Origin of the sequence: uncultured Shewanella sp., from assembly GCF_947491715.1 — a bacterium.
In the GTDB taxonomy this organism is placed as follows: Bacteria; Pseudomonadota; Gammaproteobacteria; order Enterobacterales; family Shewanellaceae; genus Shewanella.
The window spans coordinates 158,245-182,114 of record NZ_CANLKR010000002.1 but is presented as its reverse complement, the minus strand read 5'-3'; the positions used below and the strand labels follow the sequence as shown (position 1 = coordinate 182,114).

Below are 23,870 nucleotides of genomic sequence, written 5' to 3'. Positions count from 1 at the left end.
TTAACTTCCTCCGTCGGTGAGACCACCCACTTCAATTGCCGTCGTTTCACCTGTTACCACATCCACGATATTCACCGATAAACTACCATCGACATTAATAACTGTAATCTCAAAATCGTCTGTCTTAAGGTAGCCTTCACCACCATTGGCAGCATCATTAAACAATTGGGTCATTAACCTCGATTCTAATGAACTGGACAATCGCTCTAATGCGGTAGGTGGAACATACCCAGAACCGTTGCGACTATTGTGATCATTTTGAGCTGAAGCATTCGCCATTAAATAATTTCCGTTTAAGGGATTGCCGCCAAAGTTTGGATTAACAGGCGTATAGATCAACTGAGTCGCATTGGCAGACATAAGGATAAAACTCAATCCAAAGTATGAAATAAAACACATTAATCTTTTCATCTTACCCTCTCATTAGTTGATTAAAATTCATCAGATGCCAGATCAGGATCGAGCCATTGACCCCAACCCGCTTGTTGTTGCTGACGCTTTAACATTTGGTCCACTTTGGTGGCGGCAATTTTTGCCTGCTCATCAATATTATTATTCGCTGGCGATATCACCGTTTTAAAGATGACTTTTCGATTATGCGTAATCGTGATTAAGCTACCATCTCTGGCGGTTGCCTTCTCTATGATAGTCAAACCACCATGGGTCACCGTTCCACCAATATCTTGGTAATCAATGACAAACTCTCGATAAAATCGGTGACCAAACCGGGTCATCGAACGGTTGAGGATAAGACCGTCTCCTAAATTAGCTTCAGGCTCAATGCCATTCTCTTGATTATTCTTTTGCAGCTCATTAGTCAATGTGTTACCTAAAACACTCGACATACAACAAAGCATCATGACAATGCTATACACGCATCCTCTTAAGTAACTTTTCACTGCTTAACCTCATGTAAATTCGCTTGCGCCCAGGCAATTGCCTCACCACGGCTTGATACGCCAATTTTCCTAAACGAATGATAAAGATGTGTTTTTACTGTACTTTCACTCACAAACAATTGTTCTGCGATGTCAATATTGGTTAAGCCTAAACGCAATGCTTTTAATACTTCGCGCTCTCTTATCGTCAATTCTTCTGACAAATTCGATAAGGTTTTAACCGGCTTTCTTTGCTGCTCTAACTCAAAAGGTAATACCGTTTTGCCTGCCGCTATCTCATTCAACCCAGAGCCAATTTTGTCTAAAGAAGCATCACAATAAAATACTCCCGCAGTAATGGATTTCTGAATAAGAAAACGCGTATCGACTTGTGAGGGGAAGTGAAGAAATACTACCCTTATTGCTCGCTGTGAACGGTCAATTTTCTGTTGTAATTTATACGCATCTTGAACATCGATACTCGACAAATCAATAACGACAATAGACAGTTTACTGTCATCGAATCGGTAATCTTTATCCTCAGGGGACAAAGAAGTTAGTGTAATTAAGAACTCTTCTGGCCAACGTGTTTTTAATAAATCAATTAGCAGTGTTGAACGTGATATTATCATCCAATGCTTTACTTTTAACATGTGCAGCTATTCCTTTTGTTGAATTAAATATAATCACTCAAAGTGGTAAAACCTAACATCAATATTATCTAACAATAGACTTTGCATTAACTTTTATCACGATTCACTAATGCTTTAACAGAGCACATATTCAAAATTAATAATTTATTATCAAATACTTATAGATATTTTTATTTATTAAACCTTCGACTATCACTGAAAAGCTAACATTCAATAAACACTCGGTTTTCCATCCACTATGTATCGCTTACAAACCTTGCATTTATTGAGAATAAAAACAGTCAACATCATCCTTAATATTGACTAAATAAACTCGATTAAGATTGATACCTTAAAATTATTCAAATCAAAAAACATGAAGTTATTATTAACGAATAATGTCATGACAACATCAAACTCAAGTATTAAAGCTTACCTATCCATAGCGATATATTTATAAAAAGACTAGTAGTTTGGTATTAGTTTTTATTTTAATAACCATAAATACTCTTAAAATCAATAGATAATATAAAGCAGATAAGTGTAGGAATAAGGTCACAATTAAAAGCTGCTAAGATAAAGCATCTTGGCTAGCTCAACAATCAAGAATGGCACTGGACACGTTAAAAAGAAATAAACACATAAAATTAACAATCTGATTTAAATTCAAGAAAGATAAACGACTCAAGTAAATAATAAATAGAAGAAATCTACAATGGGTTAACTAATTTCGTCATTGCACCGCATTTAGAGCAGATCTCATAATGGTTAATGTTGAGTGACTGTGATGGGTTGTCGACCAAAATGCACAACATTCACATTATGATTAATACCCTGTTGGTGAATGAATATTTGACTTCCCTCTCCTAATTGGGCGACCCGAGCCTGATTATCACTTCCTTGCTGGCTCACTTCTAACAATAAGCCATCTCCCAGTTGAAGTGCGCTCAAATGATTATTAGCGCCTTGTTGCAAGATTTGCGCTTCAATCGCAGCGCCGGCTTGCATTAGAATTAATTGATTTTGTTCACCTTGCTGGATCCCCTTGGCAATATGGCTATTCCCTTCTTGAAATAAGCTTATTTGATTCTGAGTCCCAGATTGGATAGCACTCACCGCCAAACCGCTGCCAAGTTGCGTCACAGATACCTGATTTTCCATCGTCGACAATTCATTGTGTGCACTCATGTCCTCACTTAATGAATTCGCTTGAAGCTGAATGCAGAAGAAAATAAAACATAAAAAAATGCCAGAGACAATCCCCCATTTAACAATAGGCTTGTAGTAACTGACTTTACTAGACAATATAATACGACCATCAATACTCACATTTATCTCACTTAACTTTTTTGTATTGACATATTATCAAACACCCCCCTTTTTTTAGCCTCAACCTCAAGCATGAAAACGACCTCTACTAAAGGCTATACTTTCAATTTTTATAATACTTTTTTCTATTCCGTCTATTCAAATCTCATAAAAAAACACCGATGAAATCGGTGTTTTTTTGTTATTACTGCAATACTCTCATGACTAAGAACGTGCTTTTAATGCTTCAATTCTCTTTTCTAAAGGAGGATGGCTCATTAATAATTCAGAAATTGAACGTTTACCGTTAATCCCAAAAGCCGCCATTTGAGCTGGCATTTCACCGGTTTCAGGCCCTTGGCGTAAGCGTTCTAATGCCGCAATCATCTTATGCTTGCCTGCTAATGCCGCTCCACCTTCATCCGCTTTAAACTCACGGATCCGCGAAAAGTATGCGACAACAAAAGAAGCTAAAATACCAAATAACATATCAAGGACAAAAACCACTGCCATATAGGCAAACATACCCAAGCCTTCGCCCTCATCATTACTCACGAAATTATTAATGATCCCAGCAACAACCCTAGCAGCAAAAATAACAAAAGTATTCATGACACCTTGGATCAAGGTTAACGTCACCATATCACCATTAGCAACATGGCTGACTTCATGGGCTAATACACCTTCGATTTCATCTTTAGTCATGCCATAAACCAGGCCACTACTCACCGCAACTAACGCATTGTCCTTACTAGGACCTGTGGCAAAAGCATTGAGTTCTTGGGATTGATAAATAGCGACTTCCGGCATTTTGATGCCTGCCGTTTCAGCTTGACGAGCAACAGTTTGAAGTAACCAACGTTCGGTCTCATCACGGGGCTGGGTGATCACTTCACAACCCATTGCCCGTTTGGCCATCCACTTGGAAATGGCCAAACTGATAAACGCCCCACCAAAACCAAAAATAGCGGCGAAAATCAATAACCCCCCCATACTTGAGGTATTGACCCCTAATATTGACATCACAATGGATGCCACCAGCAAAATAGCCATATTGGTAGCTATCAGTAAAAATATGCGCTTCATACTTGCTCCTTAAAAATCGCTCTATCGGCTTTATCAAAAGCTAAAACGGGACTTTCTTGTCTACACCAAACTCAAAACAGCATCATCATGCCACCTTATTATGACATAATATGTCCTAATAATGAAAATTCAAGGCTATAGACAATCAAAAGGTGATTTTAACAGCAAAAAGTCAGCTAATATCAATGATAAAATACTGAAAAATGCACAATAAAACATTTAAAATCATAGCATTGTAAATTAGGATGTTAAAAATAGGCATTGGATTAATCTTGATTCACAAAATCATAAAAACGCAATGAACAAACTCGTTTAAGCTAATCTCAGATACGTCGCCGCAATGCTTGTTCTTGGTTCATTTAGATAAGGGATCACACCTAGACACTTTCCTTTCATTACCTCTTCTAACGTCGATAAATTTTCCTCTAAATAAGGCATATCAGGGTCAATACAGTTTGCCACCCATCCCGCAATTTCAATGCCTTCTTTGAGCAATGCTTCTTGTGTTAATAAAGCATGATTTAAACAACCCAGCTTAACCCCCACTACCAATATTACGGCAAGCTTTGCTTCTTTAACTACATGAGATAATAAATGCCCTCCCCCTAGAGGCAAATGCCATCCCCCCGCCCCTTCAATCAAACAGAAATCTAAAGGTAAGGCTTTTGCAAATGCCACATGACTGAGTAATTTCATGGGCTCGATGACAAGATCAACTTGCTGCGCGGCAATATGAGGGGCGATGGCAGGCTCAAATGCATAAGGATTAATATGTTGATACTCTAACTTTATCGTTTTATCGCGATACGGCAACGAGTCTCCAAGCTTAACACTGGAGGCTGACAGTAAATGTAATGCATCGGCATTTCTTAACCCTTGCAGGCTTTTTTCACAACCCGATGCAATCGGCTTAAAACCTAAACTACGCCCATGTGCGTTATGCAGTAATGCACTCGATACTAAGGTTTTACCACAATCGGTGTCAGTGCCCGTCACAAAATACATCCATTCTCTCCTCTTTCATCAATCACATCTTATTTTTCAGCTTCACTTAAACAAGATTATGTTTTCGTTTTGCCCGAATAATGGCGATATAATAAGTCAGTGGGATCCCTTTTGACTGCCTTAAGCTCTGAGCTTTCTCATTTAAAGACTGCCAATCTTGACGTCCTCGAAGCATTAACGACGACGGCTCATGTCTACCCATTAACGCTGACGCTCCCACACCTTTAATGGAATACAGCAAACTTTTCAAATCATCAAAATACACAGTCACAGGCGCTAATCTTGCTTCCATTACCTGCCAATTTTTTTCATCAAAGCAAGAGACTAAAGCATCAAAAGGTTGAAAGGGGTTCACTTTAAACCCAAGAGATGACAATTCTGGCAAGCTATTTTTTGCAACCACACTGATATCAAAGCTGCCCAATGGCGTTAATACCCTTGCCGCTTCTAAAACGGCTTTTTTAAAATCACCACACCATTGTAAAGCCAAGTTAGAGTAAATGGCATTAACACTACGACTCAGTAAAGGTAAAGACTGCGCATCACCTTGTATTGCATGATAGTGAGGAAAATTGTCTCTTAATTGATTGAGCATTCCCGCAGCAATATCAATACTAATGACATGATTAAGTGCCGAACAGTCAGAAAAATCCGTCCCGGGACCAGCACCAATATCGAGTAATATTCCCTGAGGCTGCTGCATATATTCAGTTAACATTGCTGAGGTATATTGCTGAACAACATTATGTTCATGATAAGCCCTTGCAGCCAAAGAAAAGTCTTTTGCTATCAACTGTTGCCAATCATTTTGATCCTGTTTGTGTGTGACATTCTGCCGATTCGACTGACTCAGTACAGGATCATAAATGGATGATGTGAAGTTATCGGCTATCGCGGTCATATTTGCTATTGTGCTCATTATTATATTATTTTTTAGTATTTCATTATTACTGACTTTCAATAGACGATAGTGCAGAAGATAAACTCTCAACTAAAGCATGAATATCATTCGCTTGATGGCTCGCATTCAGGGTGATCCGAAGGCGTGCACTTCCTTTCGGCACGGTCGGTGGCCGAATCGCTCCCACCCAAAAACCGCTCTGTTTTAGCGCTTCATCCACCTGTAACATACAGGATAAATCACCAATAATAATCGGCTGTATCGCCGTTAAAGAGTCCGTTAATGCTATACCCGCTGCTTGACATAATCCTCTAAATAACAAGATATTTTTATGTAACTTTTGACGTTTATTATCCGCCAGTACAATACATTCAAGGGAAGCCAAAGCCGCAACGGTATTTGCAGGAGATAAGGCAGTCGAATAAATATAATGTCTTGCATTCGCAACGAGAAAATCGATTAATGACTGACTGCCTAAAATAGCAGCGCCTTGGCAACCCATGGCCTTGCCAAAGGTGATCACTTGCGCATCGATGGGCAGTGTCGTCTCTAATTTAACTTGAGTTGAGCCTAACCCTTGTTGCCCAAGTAAACCAAAATGTGGATCAGGTGAAACGGCTTCTGTGGACGCCTGCCATTGACTCGCGCCTAAACCACGGCGACCTATGACACCGAAACCATGTGCATCGTCAACGATTAACCAAGCACCATGCTCACGACATAAATGAGATAAAGCTGCCAGTGGAGCTTGTGTTCCATCCATGCTAAAAATACTTTCCGTCACGACTGCACTTGGGGAGAATTGTGTTAAAAGAGCTTTAACATTATCAAGATCATTGTGATGAAATCGCTTGAACTGTGCGCCACTATCCCGTAAGCCATCAATAATAGATGCATGAATGAGCCTGTCTGCAATCACTCGATTTGTCTTATCAAAAAGCGTTTTTATTAATGCATTATTAGCTGCAAAGCCCGAGCAGAATAAAATGGCCGCTTCATGGCCTGTTAGCTCACATAAACGCTGTTCAAGCTGAGAATGAGCTGGGCTATACCCAGTAACTAAAGGCGAAGCAGTACTGCCAACGCCATAGTCAAGGGCACCTTGGTGTAACGCATTGGCTATGATGGGTTCACGTGACAAGCCAAGATAGTCATTGCTTGAAAAATTAACATAATCTTGCTGTTTTTCATTAAGTGTGGCATTCGCTTTTAAATGAACTGACCGCCTTTTTCTCAACAAATCACTTTGCTGTAACTTGGCTTGTTGAGCCATCATTTTTTGGGTCAATTCGTTATCGGTCATCCGTTATACGCCCTTTATTCACTTGAAATAAACAATTGGAACTTATAACGCAGCAGCGTCATAGAATGCCGAGGATTGTTTATCTTGTTTCGCAGCGGCCTTTGCTAACATGGCTTCATCTTGCTCCTTGGTTGCCGCCACTCCTTGCTCAGGGTGCAAACCTAAGCGCTTAAACAAAGCCATATCATCATTTTCTTCTGGGTTTGGTGTAGTCAGTAACTTACAACCATAAAAAATTGAGTTCGCCCCAGCAAAGAAGCACATAGACTGCAGTTCATCACTCATATTTTCACGCCCAGCAGAGAGACGTACACGAGATTTAGGCATAATAATGCGAGCAACAGCAATAGTACGAACAAATTCAAGTGGATCTAAGTCATCAATATCGGCAAAGGGCGTTCCCGATACTTTCACCAACATATTAATCGGTACCGAATCAGGATGCTGTTCTAAATTAGCCAATTGCTGTAATAATCCTGCCCTATCTTGTGCCTTTTCGCCCATACCTACAATACCACCAGAGCACACTTTCATCCCCGATGCACGAACATTTGACAATGTATCCAATCGGTTTTGATACGTCCGCGTTGTGATCACATCCCCATAGTATTCTGGAGAGGTATCAAGATTGTGGTTATAATAATCCAATCCCGCATCGGCCAGTTCATCAGCTTGACTGGCCGATAACATACCTAACGTCATGCACGTTTCCATTCCCAGTGCTTTTACTTCTTCAACCATGGTTTTCAAATAAGGCATATCACGCTCTTTTGGATTACGCCATGCTGCTCCCATACAAAAACGTGAAGCCCCTGCCGCTTTAGCACTACGAGCTTCGGTTAAGACCGTTTCCATTGCCAATAAACGTTCTTTTTCAAGCCCTGTATCGTAACGGGCACTTTGAGGGCAATATTTGCAGTCTTCAGGGCAAGCACCTGTCTTGATCGATAATAATCGACTGATCTGAACTTCGTTTGGATCAAATGTTTGACGATGAATACTGTGAGCTTGAAAAAGCAGATCGTTCATGGGTAAGGCAAATAATGCCTCAATTTCATTTCGTGTCCAATCATTGCGCACGTCTAACATTGACATAGAACTCACCTTTCTCGCGTATTCATTGTGGTATTACACCGTTTTTATCTTGCCTATGATACCCACAGCCCTTAAGCTGTCAATGCTAACCCTGATAACTGGTTTACTAATGGTTGATTTATGAGCGACAACAAAACACACTCTACCCCCTCTCTAGACTATCACTTTGATGCAGAACATATCTGGCACCCTTATACGTCTATGACGCAAGCGCTACCCACTTTTGGTGTTGTGGCAGCGAAAGATAGGCAATTAACACTAGAAGATGGACGCACCCTCATTGATGGAACCAGCTCTTGGTGGGCTTGTGTGCATGGCTACGGTCACCCTGATATTTTGCAAGCGATGGAACACCAATTACATCAATTAAGCCATGTGATGTTTGGTGGGATCACCCACTCCCCCGCGATAGAATTATCTAAAAAACTGATTTCGATGACCAGTGATCGCCTCACTAAAGTCTTCTTAGCCGATTCGGGCTCCATTGCCGTCGAAGTGGCACTAAAAATGGCACTACAATATTGGCAAGGTCGACAGCAAAGTCAAAAGCAACATATCCTTACCGTCAAAAATGGCTATCATGGAGACACATTTGCCGCAATGAGCGTATGCGATCCGCAAGGTGGTATGCATACCATGTTTGGGGATTCTGTCACCCAACAAATCTTTGCACCTGCCCCTCAAACACCTTTTAATGCGCCATTTTTAGAAAATGATTTAGCAAACATAAGGCAAATTATTGAACAGCGGCATCACACTATTGCCGCATTAATTATTGAGCCCATTATGCAAGGAGCGGGTGGTATGCGCTTTTACAGTGCAGAGTATTTAGCAGGACTGAGATCCTTATGTGATGAATTTAACATTTTGCTTATTTTAGATGAAATCGCCACAGGTTTTGGACGCACAGGTAAGCTATTTGCCTATGAACACGCCAATATTGAAGCCGACATATTATGTTTGGGCAAAGCGCTCACCGGTGGTTACATCTCGCTAGCCGCAACCCTATGTTCTGATGAAGTCGCTCAGGGGATCAGCGATTCACCCGCAGGTGTTTTTATGCACGGTCCAACTTTCATGGGTAACCCGTTAGCCTGCGCTGCAGCCAATGCTAGCTTAACACTCATTGCTAACAATCAATGGCAAGCCCAAGTAGACGCAATCGAAACCCAACTAAAAGCAGAGCTAAATGAAGCTATTCATTATGAACATGTAAAGGACGTACGCATACTGGGCGCTGTTGGTGTTCTGGAAATGGCATCAACACTTAATACTGCTCAATTACAGCAGCAGTTTGTTGATCTAGGCGTATGGATAAGGCCCTTTTCCAATATTATTTATATTATGCCAGCCTATACCATTACAGCCTCAGAGCTCACACAATTAACCACAGCAATGAAACAAGTCGCCGCCAGCATCACTAAAACGTCAAGCGGACAAACATTCATCAGCCACGGGTAAAAATGTTTGGATCTTTGGCGGTTAAACCACCTCCAAAGATCCATTCCTATTGAGATTTCAATAGTAACCGTTTGCCTTTTGACACAAAAAACGGGGTTGTATATTGAAGATGACATCAACACTCAATACAGGACAATGACAGCAACAATTTGTTGTTCTAGGCGTATGGATAAGGCCCTTTTCCAATATTATTTATATTATGCCAGCCTATACCATTACAGCCTCAGAGCTCACACAATTAACCACAGCAATGAAACAAGTCGCCGCCAGCATCACTAAAACGTCAAGCGGACAAACATTCATCAGCCACGGTTAAAAATGTTTGGATCTTTGGCAGGTAAAAGCAGTTAAACCACCTCCAAAGATCCATTCCTATTGAGATTTCAATATCAAGCCCCTTTCATTAACCATTTTGCTTTTAATACAGAAAATTGGGTTGTTATTTGCGACACACTCACCCCTAGCAGTGCCAGCCCTCCGCCAACATAATGATAAACAGTCAACTGCTCATTTAACCATTGGCTCGCAGCCATGGCTGTCATAACCGGTAATGCATTCATAAAAATAGCCGTTCGTTCGGCGCCCAAAAGACCAATGCCTTTTATCCATGCCCAAGGGGCAATAATAGAAGCCGCTAATGCAGCAAAAGTCACTAAAGGCATTGCCGCTAAACTGATTGAGACACTAGGCGCAAGTAAGAGGCCAGGCAATAACCAGATAATCGCAAATACCCCTTGCATATACAAAGAGACCCAAACAGATAATCCCATATCCCAACGCTTTATCATGACGTTATAGAGCCCATAGGAAAAAGCAGCAATCAGTAATAAACCATCACCTTGATTAATACCTTGCTGTATAAATTGATGCGTATTGCCCTGGCTCAACATAATAAATAAGCCAATTAATGAAAGACTTGCCCCTAATAAAGCCCATTTTGACAAACCTTTATTTAATAATATGGGCGCGAGAAAAAGGCTCATCAATGGCACTAAAGATGTGATCAAACCAATATTTGTCGCCGTGGTGGTTGCAGCTGCAAAATAAGCCAATGATTGATACAGCACCATTCCAAGCAAAGATAAAAAAGCCAATTTGCCTAAATGCGCTTGAATTTTTTTCCTTTGTTGCCATGCAGGTTTCATTAAAAAAGGGCTTAAAATTAAAATGGCAAAAAACCATCGATAAAATGCGATGGTCTCTGCTGGGATCACGCCAAATGATAATTTATTAACGAGTGCATTGATTGACCATATCAACACAGCCACCATAGGAAAAAAATAAGACATACCACCTCAAATCATTATTAACACTACTTCGAAGCAACTATTTTCTCATGTCCTACTATTAGGTTATATTGCTCTTCAGACAGTTAAACTTGCTGTTCGGACAGTTTCTCTATTTTGCATTCTAATAAGACATCACACATGGCTAATATTTATCCGACAAAATTTGCGCAAGCTCCCTTAGACAAAGTGTTTTTCAGTTTTGAACGCTTTTTACCCGATGCCATCACTCCGATGCATAACCACCAATGGGGACAGTTACAAATCGTTCATGCTGGTGTGATTGAAATTTACACTGAAAAAGAACATCATATCGCCCCATCACAATATGGTATCTGGGTTCCTGAAAAAGTCAGTCATGAAAGCTATATGCGTAAACAAATGCAATACTATTCCATTAACATCATGCCTGATGTGATGAATATGCCGAAGCAGGTGTGTTTGCTCGCATTAAGTCCTATTCTATTAAGTATCATGGATGACTTCTATCGGCGCAATCTGACCTTTGCCACTTCAAAAGAAGATAAACGATTGGTACAAGTGCTGCTCGATCAGCTCAGTCAAGCAAGCCAAACATCCGCTTTTCTTCCCACAAGTAATGATCGTCTACTCTCTCCTATTTTGACGACATTAGAGCATCATCCCCAGAATAATACGTCATTATCCCTGTGGGCTAAGAAAATTCATACTACAGAACGCACCTTAGCAAGGCACTTTCAAGATCAATTAGGCTTGAGTTTCACAGAATGGCGCCAAAGACGAAAATTTATCGAAGCATTGCATTTACTCAAACAGGGCTTACCCATTAAACAAATTGCATTAACCTTAGGTTACAACCAAACCTCACCATTAATTATTCTTTTTAAACAATATGCTGGCTGCACACCGAAACAATACAGCCAACGCTTATCCATTTAAACAAATCCATTCATTCCACTAAAAATACACGACTGCGCCCGTTATAAGCCTTTATCTCACCTGTAACAGGCTGTTTTTCATCACCAAAATGCACTAAACGATAATAACCCGTGGGGGCAGTATCAGGCATATTCCATGTCAGCGTCGCTTGAGAGGTTCCCCAAAGGCTATCTATGCGATGCCATTCATATATCGTTTCCCAATCATTGTCAGTGGCAACCACTTGCCAATGATCTTGCATCCAAAATTGCACTTCCATGAAAGAACTTTGCGTGCGTAAATTATTCTTGGGATGCCCAGACCAAAAACGCACTATCACTTGCTCGCCTTTTTGATAAACATCTTGCGCATCATCCACAATATCGCCTACTTGCTTAAAAATGGGCGCTTGATCGTGTACGACTCCCGTTTGAAAATTAATGGTTTCTCCGGTTAAATTTCTCGGTACGGGTTCGACTTCAGGGAAAGGTATTGGGATCTGCACCTTTTTCGGTATTTCACCTCTAGGTAATATGTCTTCAGCTAATTGATAAAAAGATTGTTGATATGCAGCCAAGGTCCATGGACCAAAATGAGTCGAGCCCCCCTCATAATGTTGCAGATCATATTCCTCTTTTGTCGCCACATAACCACTATACGCATTTGAAAGCCCTGCAATGACGGTATATTGCACATGATCACCCAATACATTTTCAACGGTTTGCATCAAACGTCTACCCGCCATAACAGTAAACTCAGCAGGAACAGCGGCAATCGCTAATTGCCCTATTTTTTGTAGTGACAAAGGTAATACTTCAGGAGACCAAGGATAAGGAGCAGTTTTACCTACCGCCAGTAAGAGCGCCTTATTTTCATGACAAACAATATCTTCCTCGCTAGGCTCGACAATCATGCTACTGATCCATTGAAAAAAGGGATTAGCCTCTGTGCTTCCTTCTTCAAAAAAGCTCGGCCCACGACCATCTTCAGTGCCCGCCGCAAACGATTCACCTAATCCAGCAATACAGGTCTGCTTCGCCTCTGTTCCTGTAAAATCTGCTGACACCCATGTTTGAGATAAATCGACAAACTGCTGCTGAGTATCAATAGTGCCTATTAATTGTTCCGTGGCATTATTGTATAAGGTCAATGCCCTTTGGTATTGACGCTCCCCTATTATCTCGACATTTTCGAACCTATCAGTGGTTGGCCCTCTTCCTAGCTCATCGGAATTCAAATTAGGTGACATATCGCCGGCATTGCTAATGGCAAACGCCGCAACAAAACTCTCCTGACTTTGATAATCACTGTTTTTTAATTTTTTCTCGAATAAATACGCCGCATAGCCTTTATTATCCGAACTTAAGACCGTCAGTTCTCTACCCATGGCATTAGGATGAGTTGCAAACCAATTAATCATCCCCACTTCTTGTGATCCTTGTCCCTCCTCTTGATGCACCAATTTCAGCACTGTCATTTCTGGTTGAATGGCATTTGCGTAATACAAGCGTTCAAAAAAAGGATTATTTTGATAAGCCTCTATTGAACGATTATAACTGGCATTAGATAAATCCCCTTTATTTATCAATATATAACCCGGTTTCAAATCATTGTGTGCTTTTTCTATCGCCGCAACAATCCCATCAACTTGTGCCGAGTGCGCTTGTTCAATAAAGCCTAAAATCGTAATATCATATAAACCGTAATGAGACTGCCCTCCCACAGCTGAATGAGTATGGGTTGCACTTAAAATCACATTATCTGTGGTATAGAGACGGCCAAATTTAGCGTCTAACTCACGCATCACATCTTGTGTTACCGCTTGAAAAACAGCGCCAGCATCCACATTAACAAATACTATTCGCTGACCACTGCTCTCATCCACAATAATAAAGGCACGCGCCCATTGGCGAGTATGTATCCCGCTACTTTTTTGCTCTACATTGGCATAGCCCATTAACCCAACCTCTGCTGCCGGGCCAGTAATATCATGGATCCCTCGACCAATCACATAATTACTTTCATAGCCCCAGCTCAATGGTTGAAACAAAATAATAAAGCAATAAAAACAAAATGCTGCTCCTATTTGTCGATATGTCACTTTATCTCTCCTTAATACTTGTCATTATTAGAGAATGCAATTTAAATACTTTGAGTAATCGCTTCATTCACATTCAAGTCATAATCGAGACATAAAGCAAAACAAAAACATTAGAAAAAGCTAATATTTAAAGCCAACAGGGGAAAAATTTGTGAGCATGACAGGTAACCGTCTAATTGATAAGGTTAATTTTCTTCACATTTAAATAAGAATAGAAGACTATTTCATTATTTTTTACTAATGAAATAGTCTATGGGAAAAATTTTGAGGGCGTTCAATATTCTGTGTCAGCGATATAATCTAACTACTTACCACAACATTTTTTATATTTTTTTCTGCTTCCACAAGAACAAAGTTGATTACGTTCCGGGCTTTTTCCCGATACAACTGGTGTAGTCTTGTTTAACAGTAATGTTAATGCGCTGATATCTTCACAAGCATCCACATCCACTATAATATCAGCTATTAATTGGCGATCAATTAACTGCTGTTTTATTTCAATTTCTCTTTCTGTGGTATTAACCGTCAAATGCAACGGATTGGCTAACGTCCCCAATTTAGCCACTCTTTTAGTGTTATAACCAAAACTCTCATGCTTTGGTTTAGGGGTTTTACGCCCTTTAAAAAAAAATTTATCTGACATGAATACTACCTAATAAACAATAATCACTGAGCTTATACCCTATTTTCATCACTAAATACATATATACCGGAATACTTCAATATTCTCTGGTATTTTTTATACATTAAAATATTCAACTATACTGCTATTTTAACCCGTAGGTACCAATAAAAGGACGCCGTCTACAGACACTATTGATAAAATGGAACAATATGAATAGACTCTTTTTGGCTCAAAAACATACCTTATGCTTTCTAACTGCAATATTGATAGTCCCTTTACTCACTGCTTGCTCCAAAGACGATGACAATGATGATAATGATGATAATTATAAAACCGAATTATTTTCCAACATTATTGTCTTTGGTGATAGCCAAAGTGATATTGGAAATTACCCACAAAGTTTATATTATCAATATGATCCCTATTCTTCTTCAAAGAATAAAATTGCCACAAATATTTATAACCCCATCACTGAACCCATCGATAGTGACATTTTTACGCCATTGGATCTAGGTTCACTTCAATTCCCTGAAACAGGTAATGCCTATAATGTTATTACGTTAGAAAATGACACACAATCCATTTGCTCAGGAAAAGGAACCACTCTTCATCCTGCTATTTGTAGCACAAGACAAAGCACTTCTACTGGTTGGGTCGACTATTTTGCTTACAATGGCATCGTCAATACTGCGCTTTTTGATGAAGTACTTCTGTCATCATGGGTGGCTTATTCAACTGAAGGAATTAACAGCACTGAAATGGTCTCAGTTAATTATGCTTGGTTTGGTGCATTATCAACACAAACTGGCTGTTATAATGGTAATCAAGACCTACTCATCATCGCAGATGAGTGCCCTAAAGATGATATTTATGCCATGCAAGAAAGCTACCGCTCTTCCCAAATACTTGATGATGGTAAGCCCCCACTAACAGCCGAGGATGGTTATAGTCTTGAAGCCTTAATGCCTGTTCCCACGCTATACCAGCAAATCACGCAACTGTTTCTTCCTGATATTAACAATACAACGCTTCAAGTCGATGAAGACAGTTTGTATATATTCTATAGCGGTGCCAATGACCTTTCTGGTGTCTTTTTCGACTGGGTTGGGGGAGATATTAATACCCAAGCCTTTATGGAAGCTATTTGGACCACGATCCCTGAATATATGATTGGTACCTCAAATTCCAGTGTAGAAACTATGATCCAAGGATTACGGCAACAAGACCAAGAAAGAGGTAATATCTTTATGTTTCCCCAGTATAATCTTGGGATCACACCCGATATTAATTATTATTTAATGCAATCAGGTATTGATTTGCGCCCAATAGAGCTGCAAGCCTTTGCTACTGTATTGGGTGAATTAGTTAAGATTTATAACGAACGATTAAAATTGCTCACTTATAGGACAGCATCAGCTTACGCGTTAATTGAACCAACTCATTATCCAAATTGGCATTTTTACTTCTTAGATAACCTTTATGACAACATGAATATTGTGGCTTATGGAGAGGGGTACTCAGATAATTTTGGTAGTCCCTGTAATGACAATGAGTATGTCTATGATTATGGTGGCGTCGCCACAGGTAATGTCACTCCTTGCTTAAGTTTACTTAATCATCCCTTTTTATTTTGGAACACAGTACACCTTGCATCACCCGGTCAACAAGTGATTGCTCAATCAGCCTTAGAATGGTTAAAAGCTGGAGAAACGATTTTAGATACGGGGGCCTCTCAAAATTATACATGGGCAGATCTTGAAACAGCAGCAGAAGCCGTTATTGATGCATTAGAAGGAATAGGATACGATACCAGTGTCATAATCGATTAATTTGCTCATCATTATTTAAAAAGCAATTAGCGATAAACCCAAAAAACGCTCACCAGATCATGAGCGTTTAATCCTTAGTCTTCCCTTTAATTCAAACTGTAACTAATCAGTAGTCTCATTTTGTGATTGTTTAAGCTGCACTTTTTTATGCCGACGTTGCTCAATCACTTGTTTTACATCACTGCCAATATGGACTTCACCCCGTTGTTGAGCCAATTGCATTTGACGCTCACGTTCAATAAAACGTTGACGCTGCTTATCAGAAATTTTATCAATGCAATGTGGACAACTCACCCCTTGTACAAAATCACTGGATGCTTTCTCTTCAGCTGTAACCGGCATACGACAAGCATTACATTGATCGTACTGCCCTTTTTCTAAATCATGATTAACAGCCACACGATTATCAAATACAAAGCATTCGCCTTCCCAGAGGCTCTCTTCTTGTTTCACCTCTTCAAGGTATTTTAAAATGCCACCTTCAAGGTGATAAACTTCATCAAAACCTTGCTCTTTTAGATAAGCTGTCGATTTTTCGCAACGGATCCCACCAGTACAAAACATAGCCACTTTCTTGTGTTTTTCAGAATCAAGATTTTCTTGAACATACTCAGGGAATTCTCTGAACGTCGTGGTTTTTGGATCAACCGCATGCTTAAAGGTACCTATTTGAACTTCATAATCATTACGAGTGTCCACTAAAAGCACATCAGGATCTGAAATCAATTCATTCCAATCTTTTGGCTTAACATAAGTCCCTACGACTTTATTCGGATCAATACCTTCCACTCCCATCGTCACAATTTCTTTTTTTAATTTGACTTTGGTACGGTAAAAAGGCATTTCATTATCAAATGATAACTTATAAACAATATTATCGAGTCCAGGTTGAGTGCCTAACCAAGCGAGTAACATATCGATGGCCGTTTGGCTTCCGGCAACCGTACCATTAATCCCTTCGCTTGCTAATAACAGCGTCCCTTTAATGTCAGCTTTCTCCATAACGCCCAACAAAGGCTTTTGGATTGCCTCAAAATTAGGTAACGAAACAAATTTATACATTGCACAAACAACAAACATATCAACCTCTTTAACAGCTCGCTGGAACTTCATTTCCAGTGCGTAAAACATAATAACCCTAGAAAAATCGCGGTGAATATTACCTTACTTTCACCAAAATAAACAGCCAAGTTCATAAAAATATGGCGATGATAATCATAATCTCATATCAAAATGACTGATAAAACAGTAAACTGCTGTATACCTGCTTCCAACCATATTATGTTATGCCGCAGCCCATACTTTACTCTTTTAGACGTTGCCCTTATGCCATGCGAGCACGGTTAGGTATTTTATTAAGTCATTGCTCTGTCTCTCTTAGAGAAATCATACTTAAAAACAAACCAGGATCTATGCTTAAGGCATCACCAAAAGGGACCGTACCAGTCTTAATTTTACCCAATAACCAAGTCATTGATGAAAGCTTAGATATAATGAGATGGGCTTTAGAACAAGGCGATCCTTATAAAGTATTACCCACCAATCAGCGACAAGAGCAATTAACATTCGCTTTGATTGAGCAAAATGATACGACTTTCAAATCTTGGCTAGATAAGTATAAATATGCTGATCGTTATCCTGATTATTCAGCCACCTATTACCGAGAACAAGCAGAAACATTTATTTCGACACTTGAAGAAAAACTGACTAATAACAAACAATTATTAGGTGATTCAGCCTCTCTGGCTGATTATGCTATATTTCCTTTTGTTCGCCAGTTCGCTCATGTCGATATAGACTGGTTTAATCAGGCCCCTTACCCAAACACGCGACAATGGTTAACTCATCATAAAGAAAGTCCCCTCTTTTTTAATATTATGAAGAAATACCCATTATGGCTTGAATCACAAAAAATGTTTACCTTAGAAAGTACAAAATAAACGTAGAAACTGGAAAACTGCTCATTGCTATTCATACTCTTTACTAAAAGACATTCATTGAGCAGTTATATTATGCGTATAGATGGACACCAGCATTTTTTAAATTACCCTTTATTTCCAAATGACTATCCATGGATGGTTGACCAATATGCCGTTTTAAAAAATGAATATGCTCCCGAACAATTATCATCCACACTAACACAGTGTAATATTGATGGCACTGTCGTCGTTCAAGCTAGGCAAAGTCTTCAAGAAACTGATTGGCTATTATCACTAGCCAATCAATATCCATGGATATTAGGCGTTGTAGGTTGGATCGACTTATGTGACGAGGCGTTAAGTGAGCAACTTAATCATTATCATACCCATACAAAGCTCAAAGGTTTTAGACATTTAATCCAAGATGAACATGATGCTCATTTTATGTTAAATGACAACTTTCAAAGAGGCATATCAACACTACAAACATATCATTACACATATGATTTACTCATTAAACCTTTCCACTTACCTGCAACAATAGAGCTCGTTTCCAATTTTCCTAAGCAACAATTCATTATTAATCATATGGCGCAACCCAATGTTAAACATCAAACTTTATCTGGTTGGAAAGACGAAATCGAAAAACTGGCTGAGCATAAAAATGTATATTGTAAAATGACCTTCATCACCTCTGAATTAGCAAACAACTGGTCTGAAAAAGATTTTCACCTCTATTTTGATATTATTCTTAACGCATTCGGTGAGCATAGGTTAGTTTATGGCTCCGATTGGCCAGTCAGTCTGATTAAAGCATCTTATGAAGAACAATATAATATTATCAATCGATATCTGTCTTCAAAGCCTCTACAGGCCAGAGAAAAAATTTTAGGCCTTAACGCTAAACACTTTTATCGCCTCTAGCTGTTCTTAGCCATTTTTATGATTGATTTCAGCGCTGTAATATCCGCTTCAACTCCTGATATTCGTGTGGGTGGGTAATGAAATAAAATCTCTTCTCTATTGGCAAAAAAATCCACACCACCATCTCCAAACTGTATCCCATTTGGAAAACGTTCAATCCAAACGGACACGACCTCATTAATTTTCTTAAAATAAGCTCCCCTTGCTTGCTTTGAACGAAATTTTACCCCTCTCACTAAGGTTATATGAAAAGGATTACCGTAATCACCACAGGGACAAGCCATTACTTGACTAAGACATGCAAACAGTTGCCCAATTGTAGAAGCTGATTCATATTCAAATAGCAGCTCTAATTCATGAGTATCCGTCAAATTCACTCTCGATGGCATTAATATAATAGGTGCAAAAGCAATTGAAGACATAATCTGATGAACCAAGGAGTAAGGTATGCCCCCCTCTTGAAAATTATCAGGCCCAGTACGCCAAATTTCTGCGTGTGCTGTATCTGCCCTTTTTAATTTTGTATCATCTCCTCCCCCAATTAACCAACCGTCATCGCTTGTTTCAACAATAAACTGATATTGACGATCCGTTAATAAATTCAAATCCAACTGTTGAGATAAGTGTTTTCTCGCATCAACCCCTATATTCGCAAGGCGATGACGTAAACACAAAGGATGCAAGGTTCCACTAGGATGAATATGATCGTATTTCGTCATAAAGATGGGGGAAACGTTCAAGGTGTTCGGTAACTTGTTATCCATTTTACACTCTAAGCCGAGACTCAATCTCAAAGTATAGGTAGAAAATGAACCTTGGATCACCTATCAAGCCATAAAAAGTGTTCTTCACACTAAGATCTGTTAACCTTACAGATGATTGCTGCAGTAGCTTCTGAGAACTAAATACAGTAAAACGTTGCGATATCATTTTTCCCACCTTTGACTTAAACATCTCTCTTTCCATCAGTGGGATTAGGCATAAACAAGCGGTAACTTCGTAGAAAGGTGCACAAACACTGTGGTTCACTCTTTTATAAAGTAAACGCTCGCTGGTGGTGTTTGACTCTGTATCCTAGACTTCCTTGTTAGACTGAAGAGGATTTCGAAGACTAGGCTAGATCCTCAATACCATCATTAAAGCACGTTTATTTGTAACATCATTAAATATTAAAAATCGATTAAGGTGCAATTAATCAATCAAGCCTATCGCACGAGCGACATCTTCAATAGGTTTATAATCATGATTTTCGACAGGTACATATAATAATCTTGATTCTGGGCCTGCGCTACGCATACTTAATAATGCCTGCTGAAGTTTTTTCTTGAATCCTTGTCCAAATTGCTGATCCATATCAGCCCTCACTGTCCACTGTGTATCAGGAAAAGAAGGACTTTCCCATATGACCGACACTTTTTGAAAATCCACTAAACCCTTTGAAACAGCCCGCTCCCATACTTTATAATCCACAGCTCCCACTTGATAAAGACCTGATTGTACTTTCTGAATGGTTTCTAAATGATTTTCCGTAAAACCCACTCGCCGAAAAACATCATGAGGTGCTTTGCCTAAATTACGCTCAATAAAAAATTGCGGCATTAACCGACCAGATGTCGAGTCTGGTGAACCAAAAGTAAAAGTATAGCCATTTAAATTAGGAAAACTCTTCGAGGGTAAGATATCTGCAGAAGCATTAGCAATAAAATAGCTGCGAAAGAATTGATCTTCTAAACCCTGTGCTATGGCCTCTGAACCCGGCACAGCACGCCTAGCCTGTACACCCGACAATCCACCAAACCATGCCAATTGCACTTGATCTTCCTTAAAAAGTTCAACAGCCTCAGCATAAGAGTTAACTGGAATATATTTCACATCTACCTCCAAGGCTTCTGTCAAATAATCAGCAACAACACTAAAATGATGATCAACAATATTTTGCTCATCATTAGGGATCGCAGTCATTAATAGTTCAGCTGCAAAAACCTTAGGCAACATCATAAAAAATAACAAGATGTTGAATTTTTTAAAAAAAACCATCTAAAACTCAAAATAAAAACATTTTAATTTACTAGATTTTAACTAAAAAGTTACTATAAACCTAGCAATAAGTGGAATAATTCCCTTTTTTAACTGAATTACTTTGATACTCGTCAGCCAAATCACGCTTTTTCCCCTCTCAATCAACTCACCATCAACCATGCACATCCGTCAATTATTCATCATATAAACATCGATTATTCGCATCTTCTAAACACTTAGGTATAATAAAGGATTAACGATTCGTTTAAATTCAGCCACGGTTAAGTTTATACTCATAAAACATGGTTTATACTGAGTGATAAACATGAATAAAAAATCAAATCACAAATATGTCAACGCTTATTGGCGCGTATTTGTCGATATCAACGCCCTTTGAGGACGCAAAATTATGAGGATTTTGGTTGTTGAGGATGATCCCATCCTATCCCACCACTTACAAGTTCAATTAAGTGAGTTAGGAAATCAAGTACAAACCGCACCCACAGCCAAAGAAGGCTTTTACCAAGCCACAAATTATCCTATTGATGTGGCAATCATAGACTTAGGTCTGCCTGATGAAAATGGGATCAGTTTAATTCAAAAGTTGCGTGATAATGATTTAAAAGCGCCAATATTAATCCTCACCGCACGAGTTAACTGGCAGGATAAAGTTGAAGGTTTAAACGCTGGAGCAGATGATTATTTAGTTAAGCCTTTTCAAAAAGAAGAGCTTGTTGCAAGATTGGATGCATTAGTTAGGCGAAGTGCAGGATTTGTCAAACCCGTTATTAATAGTGGCCCCTTGGCATTAGACTTAGCTGCAAAACAACTGAGTTTACATGGGATTCCAATGGAAGTTACTGCATTTGAATACCAAATTTTAGAGTATTTAATGCGTCATTGTCATGAAGTTGTAGCAAAACAACGTTTACTTGATGTGATTTATGCTGATAAAGAAGGTGATCCCAACACCATTGAGGTTATGGTCAGCCGCTTACGTAAAAAACTCTCTAAAGAAGGCATTGAAAACCCTATCGCCACCATTCGAGGACAGGGCTACAAATTTAACTTACCATGCAGTTAAACACCCTTTTTAAGAAACGTCTGTTAACACGGATGTTTCTCACCTCATTATCCATTATTGCACTGGTTGGTTTTGCACTGGCTTGGCTGACAAATATTTTACATGCTCAAAATAATTACAATGAAGAAACAGCAAAACTCATTTCAGAAATTCCCAAAGTGGCTGCGGAGCTTAGAGAGCATAACCTGATCCCTGATACGAGTGCTTGGCGAAACAGTAACGTCACTCCAGAAAAATATATTATTGCAAGTTGTGATGATAATTTTAAACAAGTCTGGACCTCCTCTCTCGCCGTTGACAGAGGGCTTTTTGATACCTGCGAACGCTTTAATAGTATTCGATATGAATCTCCGCCTTATTACTTAACTTTGGCCGATTCCAAAGGCTACTTTGTTTACTTATTAACTTTTAATTTGGCCGGTGGTCATTACAATCTTCTCGTCATGAAAGATGCTCAAAAACTCGAGCAAGAATACGACCAATTCAGCCGCAGAACCTACTTACGACTAGGCATGGTACTCGCCCTCGCCTTAGTATTACTGATCAGTGCAGCTTATTGGGGAATGAGCCCCTTGGTCCGACTTCGAAATGAATTACACTCCATTAATAGTGGTAAGTCTAAATCCCTTTCTGATGGTTATCCCGTTGAACTAGAAGGGGTAACACAAGCACTTAACCAATTACTACAACAGTCCAGTGCACAACAAGAAAGATACCAAAATGCAATGAACGACCTTGCCCATAGCCTGAAAACCCGCTTAGCTGCAGTGCATGCAATCACTGATGATAAATCATTAGATAGAAATCATGTCGGTGAAAAAATCATGGAGCAGGTGAGTCAAATGGATCAATTAGTTAAATACCAATTAAGAAGGGCCATGTTAGGACGTAAGGGATTAAAACAAGAACAGACGCACATTGCCCCACTCGTTGAACAACTCTCACAAATGTTATTTAAAGTATACAAGGATAAACGCGTACAGTTTGAGGCAACAATTAGCCAAGATCATGTCTTTCCTGGCGATAAAGGCGATTTGATGGAACTGTGTGGAAACCTAATGGAAAATGCATTTAAATTATGCATTAGCCGAGTCTCGGTATCATCATACTTTAATGATGCAGGCCAATTTGAATTAGTCGTTGAAGATGATGGTCCTGGTGTTGATGAAAATATCCGCCAGAAAATTATCCAGCGCGGTGTCAGAGCCGATACACAACAAGCTGGTCAAGGTATAGGACTTGCAGTGTGTCATGAAATTATCACCAGTTACGGTGGTCACCTCTCTATTGAAACATCAGCATTAGAAGGTGCATGTTTTAGAATATCGATTCCTGTGTAACCCTGCAATAAAGTCAAGTCGCATTCAGGTCATTTACACCTATAGAACCGCTTCATATTAAGCTAAAAGGACAAGCTTTACATACCAATAAACATGACGAATAACTGTGTCATCTTAACTCTGGATAATACGTGCCAGAAAATAATTAAATCATACCTTGTTCTATTAACTTGTTCT

The 23,870-nt window shown here is 39.3% G+C and carries 22 protein-coding genes and 1 pseudogene; 8 read left to right on the top strand and 15 right to left on the bottom strand.

Going from position 1 to position 23,870, the window contains the following annotated elements:
* The 9 genes from Q0779_RS03475 to bioB form a co-directional block, all read right to left on the bottom strand.
* Complete coding sequence (locus tag Q0779_RS03475) at positions 1–411, bottom strand: curli assembly protein CsgF (RefSeq protein ID WP_298769557.1); 411 nt, start codon at positions 409–411, stop codon at positions 1–3.
* Between the two features lie 20 nt (positions 412–431).
* Entirely contained in the window at positions 432–875 is a 444-nt protein-coding gene (locus tag Q0779_RS03470) for a CsgE family curli-type amyloid fiber assembly protein (protein WP_298769554.1), read from the bottom strand.
* Positions 876–895: 20 nt separating this feature from the next.
* Entirely contained in the window at positions 896–1,531 is a 636-nt protein-coding gene (locus Q0779_RS03465; protein WP_298769552.1) for a response regulator transcription factor, read from the bottom strand.
* A 747-nt stretch (positions 1,532–2,278) separates the two neighbouring features.
* Positions 2,279–2,839, bottom strand: a complete 561-nt coding sequence (locus tag Q0779_RS03460; RefSeq protein ID WP_298769550.1) for a hypothetical protein — start codon at positions 2,837–2,839, stop codon at positions 2,279–2,281.
* A 204-nt stretch (positions 2,840–3,043) separates the two neighbouring features.
* Complete coding sequence (gene htpX / locus Q0779_RS03455) at positions 3,044–3,904, bottom strand: protease HtpX (RefSeq protein ID WP_298769548.1); 861 nt, start codon at positions 3,902–3,904, stop codon at positions 3,044–3,046.
* 312 nt (positions 3,905–4,216) lie between these two features.
* Complete coding sequence (gene bioD, locus Q0779_RS03450; RefSeq protein WP_298769547.1) at positions 4,217–4,909, bottom strand: dethiobiotin synthase; 693 nt, start codon at positions 4,907–4,909, stop codon at positions 4,217–4,219.
* Between the two features lie 46 nt (positions 4,910–4,955).
* Positions 4,956–5,828 carry a methyltransferase domain-containing protein gene (locus Q0779_RS03445; RefSeq protein WP_298769545.1) on the bottom strand — a complete coding sequence of 291 codons (873 nt, stop codon included), beginning with the start codon at positions 5,826–5,828 and terminating at the stop codon, positions 4,956–4,958.
* A 28-nt stretch (positions 5,829–5,856) separates the two neighbouring features.
* Positions 5,857–7,113 (bottom strand): 8-amino-7-oxononanoate synthase, encoded by a 1,257-nt coding sequence (locus Q0779_RS03440; RefSeq protein WP_298769543.1) that lies wholly within the window; start codon positions 7,111–7,113, stop codon positions 5,857–5,859.
* A 42-nt stretch (positions 7,114–7,155) separates the two neighbouring features.
* Complete coding sequence (gene bioB, locus Q0779_RS03435; protein WP_298769541.1) at positions 7,156–8,208, bottom strand: biotin synthase BioB; 1,053 nt, start codon at positions 8,206–8,208, stop codon at positions 7,156–7,158.
* 120 nt (positions 8,209–8,328) lie between these two features.
* Here bioB and bioA point away from each other — a divergent pair, with 120 nt between their 5' ends.
* Positions 8,329–9,669, top strand: a complete 1,341-nt coding sequence (gene bioA / locus Q0779_RS03430; RefSeq protein ID WP_298769539.1) for an adenosylmethionine--8-amino-7-oxononanoate transaminase — start codon at positions 8,329–8,331, stop codon at positions 9,667–9,669.
* Positions 9,670–9,769: 100 nt separating this feature from the next.
* Positions 9,770–9,985, top strand: a pseudogene (locus Q0779_RS03425) (adenosylmethionine--8-amino-7-oxononanoate aminotransferase BioA); the annotation flags it as partial.
* 73 nt (positions 9,986–10,058) lie between these two features.
* Here the strand turns inward: Q0779_RS03425 and Q0779_RS03420 are convergent.
* Positions 10,059–10,958 (bottom strand): DMT family transporter, encoded by a 900-nt coding sequence (locus tag Q0779_RS03420; RefSeq protein ID WP_298769535.1) that lies wholly within the window; start codon positions 10,956–10,958, stop codon positions 10,059–10,061.
* 138 nt (positions 10,959–11,096) lie between these two features.
* Here Q0779_RS03420 and Q0779_RS03415 point away from each other — a divergent pair, with 138 nt between their 5' ends.
* Positions 11,097–11,873 (top strand): helix-turn-helix transcriptional regulator, encoded by a 777-nt coding sequence (locus tag Q0779_RS03415; RefSeq protein ID WP_298769533.1) that lies wholly within the window; start codon positions 11,097–11,099, stop codon positions 11,871–11,873.
* A gap of 10 nt (positions 11,874–11,883) precedes the next feature.
* On the opposite strand, the gene Q0779_RS03410 is transcribed toward Q0779_RS03415, so the two are convergent.
* Together Q0779_RS03410 and Q0779_RS03405 are read right to left on the bottom strand one after the other, a co-directional pair.
* Complete coding sequence (locus Q0779_RS03410; protein WP_298769532.1) at positions 11,884–13,953, bottom strand: neutral/alkaline ceramidase; 2,070 nt, start codon at positions 13,951–13,953, stop codon at positions 11,884–11,886.
* 304 nt (positions 13,954–14,257) lie between these two features.
* Complete coding sequence (locus Q0779_RS03405; RefSeq protein ID WP_298769531.1) at positions 14,258–14,596, bottom strand: PBPRA1643 family SWIM/SEC-C metal-binding motif protein; 339 nt, start codon at positions 14,594–14,596, stop codon at positions 14,258–14,260.
* A 191-nt stretch (positions 14,597–14,787) separates the two neighbouring features.
* Between Q0779_RS03405 and Q0779_RS03400 the strand changes: the two genes are divergently transcribed.
* A complete protein-coding gene (locus Q0779_RS03400) occupies positions 14,788–16,407 on the top strand; it encodes a hypothetical protein (RefSeq protein WP_298769530.1) in 1,620 nt (539 codons plus the stop codon).
* A gap of 102 nt (positions 16,408–16,509) precedes the next feature.
* On the opposite strand, the gene Q0779_RS03395 is transcribed toward Q0779_RS03400, so the two are convergent.
* On the bottom strand, positions 16,510–17,538 hold the full coding sequence (locus Q0779_RS03395) for a rhodanese-related sulfurtransferase (RefSeq protein WP_298769529.1): 1,029 nt from the start codon (positions 17,536–17,538) through the stop codon (positions 16,510–16,512).
* A 155-nt stretch (positions 17,539–17,693) separates the two neighbouring features.
* On the opposite strand from Q0779_RS03395, the gene Q0779_RS03390 reads away from it, so the two are divergent.
* Both Q0779_RS03390 and Q0779_RS03385 read left to right on the top strand, forming a co-directional pair.
* Positions 17,694–18,347: a glutathione S-transferase gene (locus Q0779_RS03390; protein WP_298769527.1), complete on the top strand. Its 654-nt coding sequence runs from the start codon at positions 17,694–17,696 to the stop codon at positions 18,345–18,347.
* Positions 18,348–18,419: 72 nt separating this feature from the next.
* Positions 18,420–19,250, top strand: coding sequence for an amidohydrolase (locus Q0779_RS03385; RefSeq protein ID WP_298769525.1), 831 nt, complete (start codon positions 18,420–18,422; stop codon positions 19,248–19,250).
* Here Q0779_RS03385 and Q0779_RS03380 read toward each other — a convergent pair.
* Together Q0779_RS03380 and Q0779_RS03375 are read right to left on the bottom strand one after the other, a co-directional pair.
* On the bottom strand, positions 19,247–20,014 hold the full coding sequence (locus Q0779_RS03380) for a hypothetical protein (protein ID WP_298769522.1): 768 nt from the start codon (positions 20,012–20,014) through the stop codon (positions 19,247–19,249). The genes Q0779_RS03385 and Q0779_RS03380 overlap by 4 nt on opposite strands.
* Positions 20,015–20,441: 427 nt before the next feature.
* The gene (locus Q0779_RS03375; RefSeq protein ID WP_298769520.1) at positions 20,442–21,287 is read right to left on the bottom strand and encodes a putative selenate ABC transporter substrate-binding protein; all 846 of its coding nucleotides are present in this window, start codon (positions 21,285–21,287) and stop codon (positions 20,442–20,444) included.
* Positions 21,288–21,678: 391 nt separating this feature from the next.
* Between Q0779_RS03375 and Q0779_RS03370 the strand changes: the two genes are divergently transcribed.
* Both Q0779_RS03370 and Q0779_RS03365 read left to right on the top strand, forming a co-directional pair.
* Positions 21,679–22,353: a response regulator gene (locus tag Q0779_RS03370; RefSeq protein WP_298769519.1), complete on the top strand. Its 675-nt coding sequence runs from the start codon at positions 21,679–21,681 to the stop codon at positions 22,351–22,353.
* Positions 22,344–23,693, top strand: a complete 1,350-nt coding sequence (locus Q0779_RS03365) for a sensor histidine kinase (protein WP_298769517.1) — start codon at positions 22,344–22,346, stop codon at positions 23,691–23,693. The genes Q0779_RS03370 and Q0779_RS03365 overlap by 10 nt, the downstream gene beginning before the upstream one ends.
* Positions 23,694–23,870 lie beyond the last annotated feature (177 nt).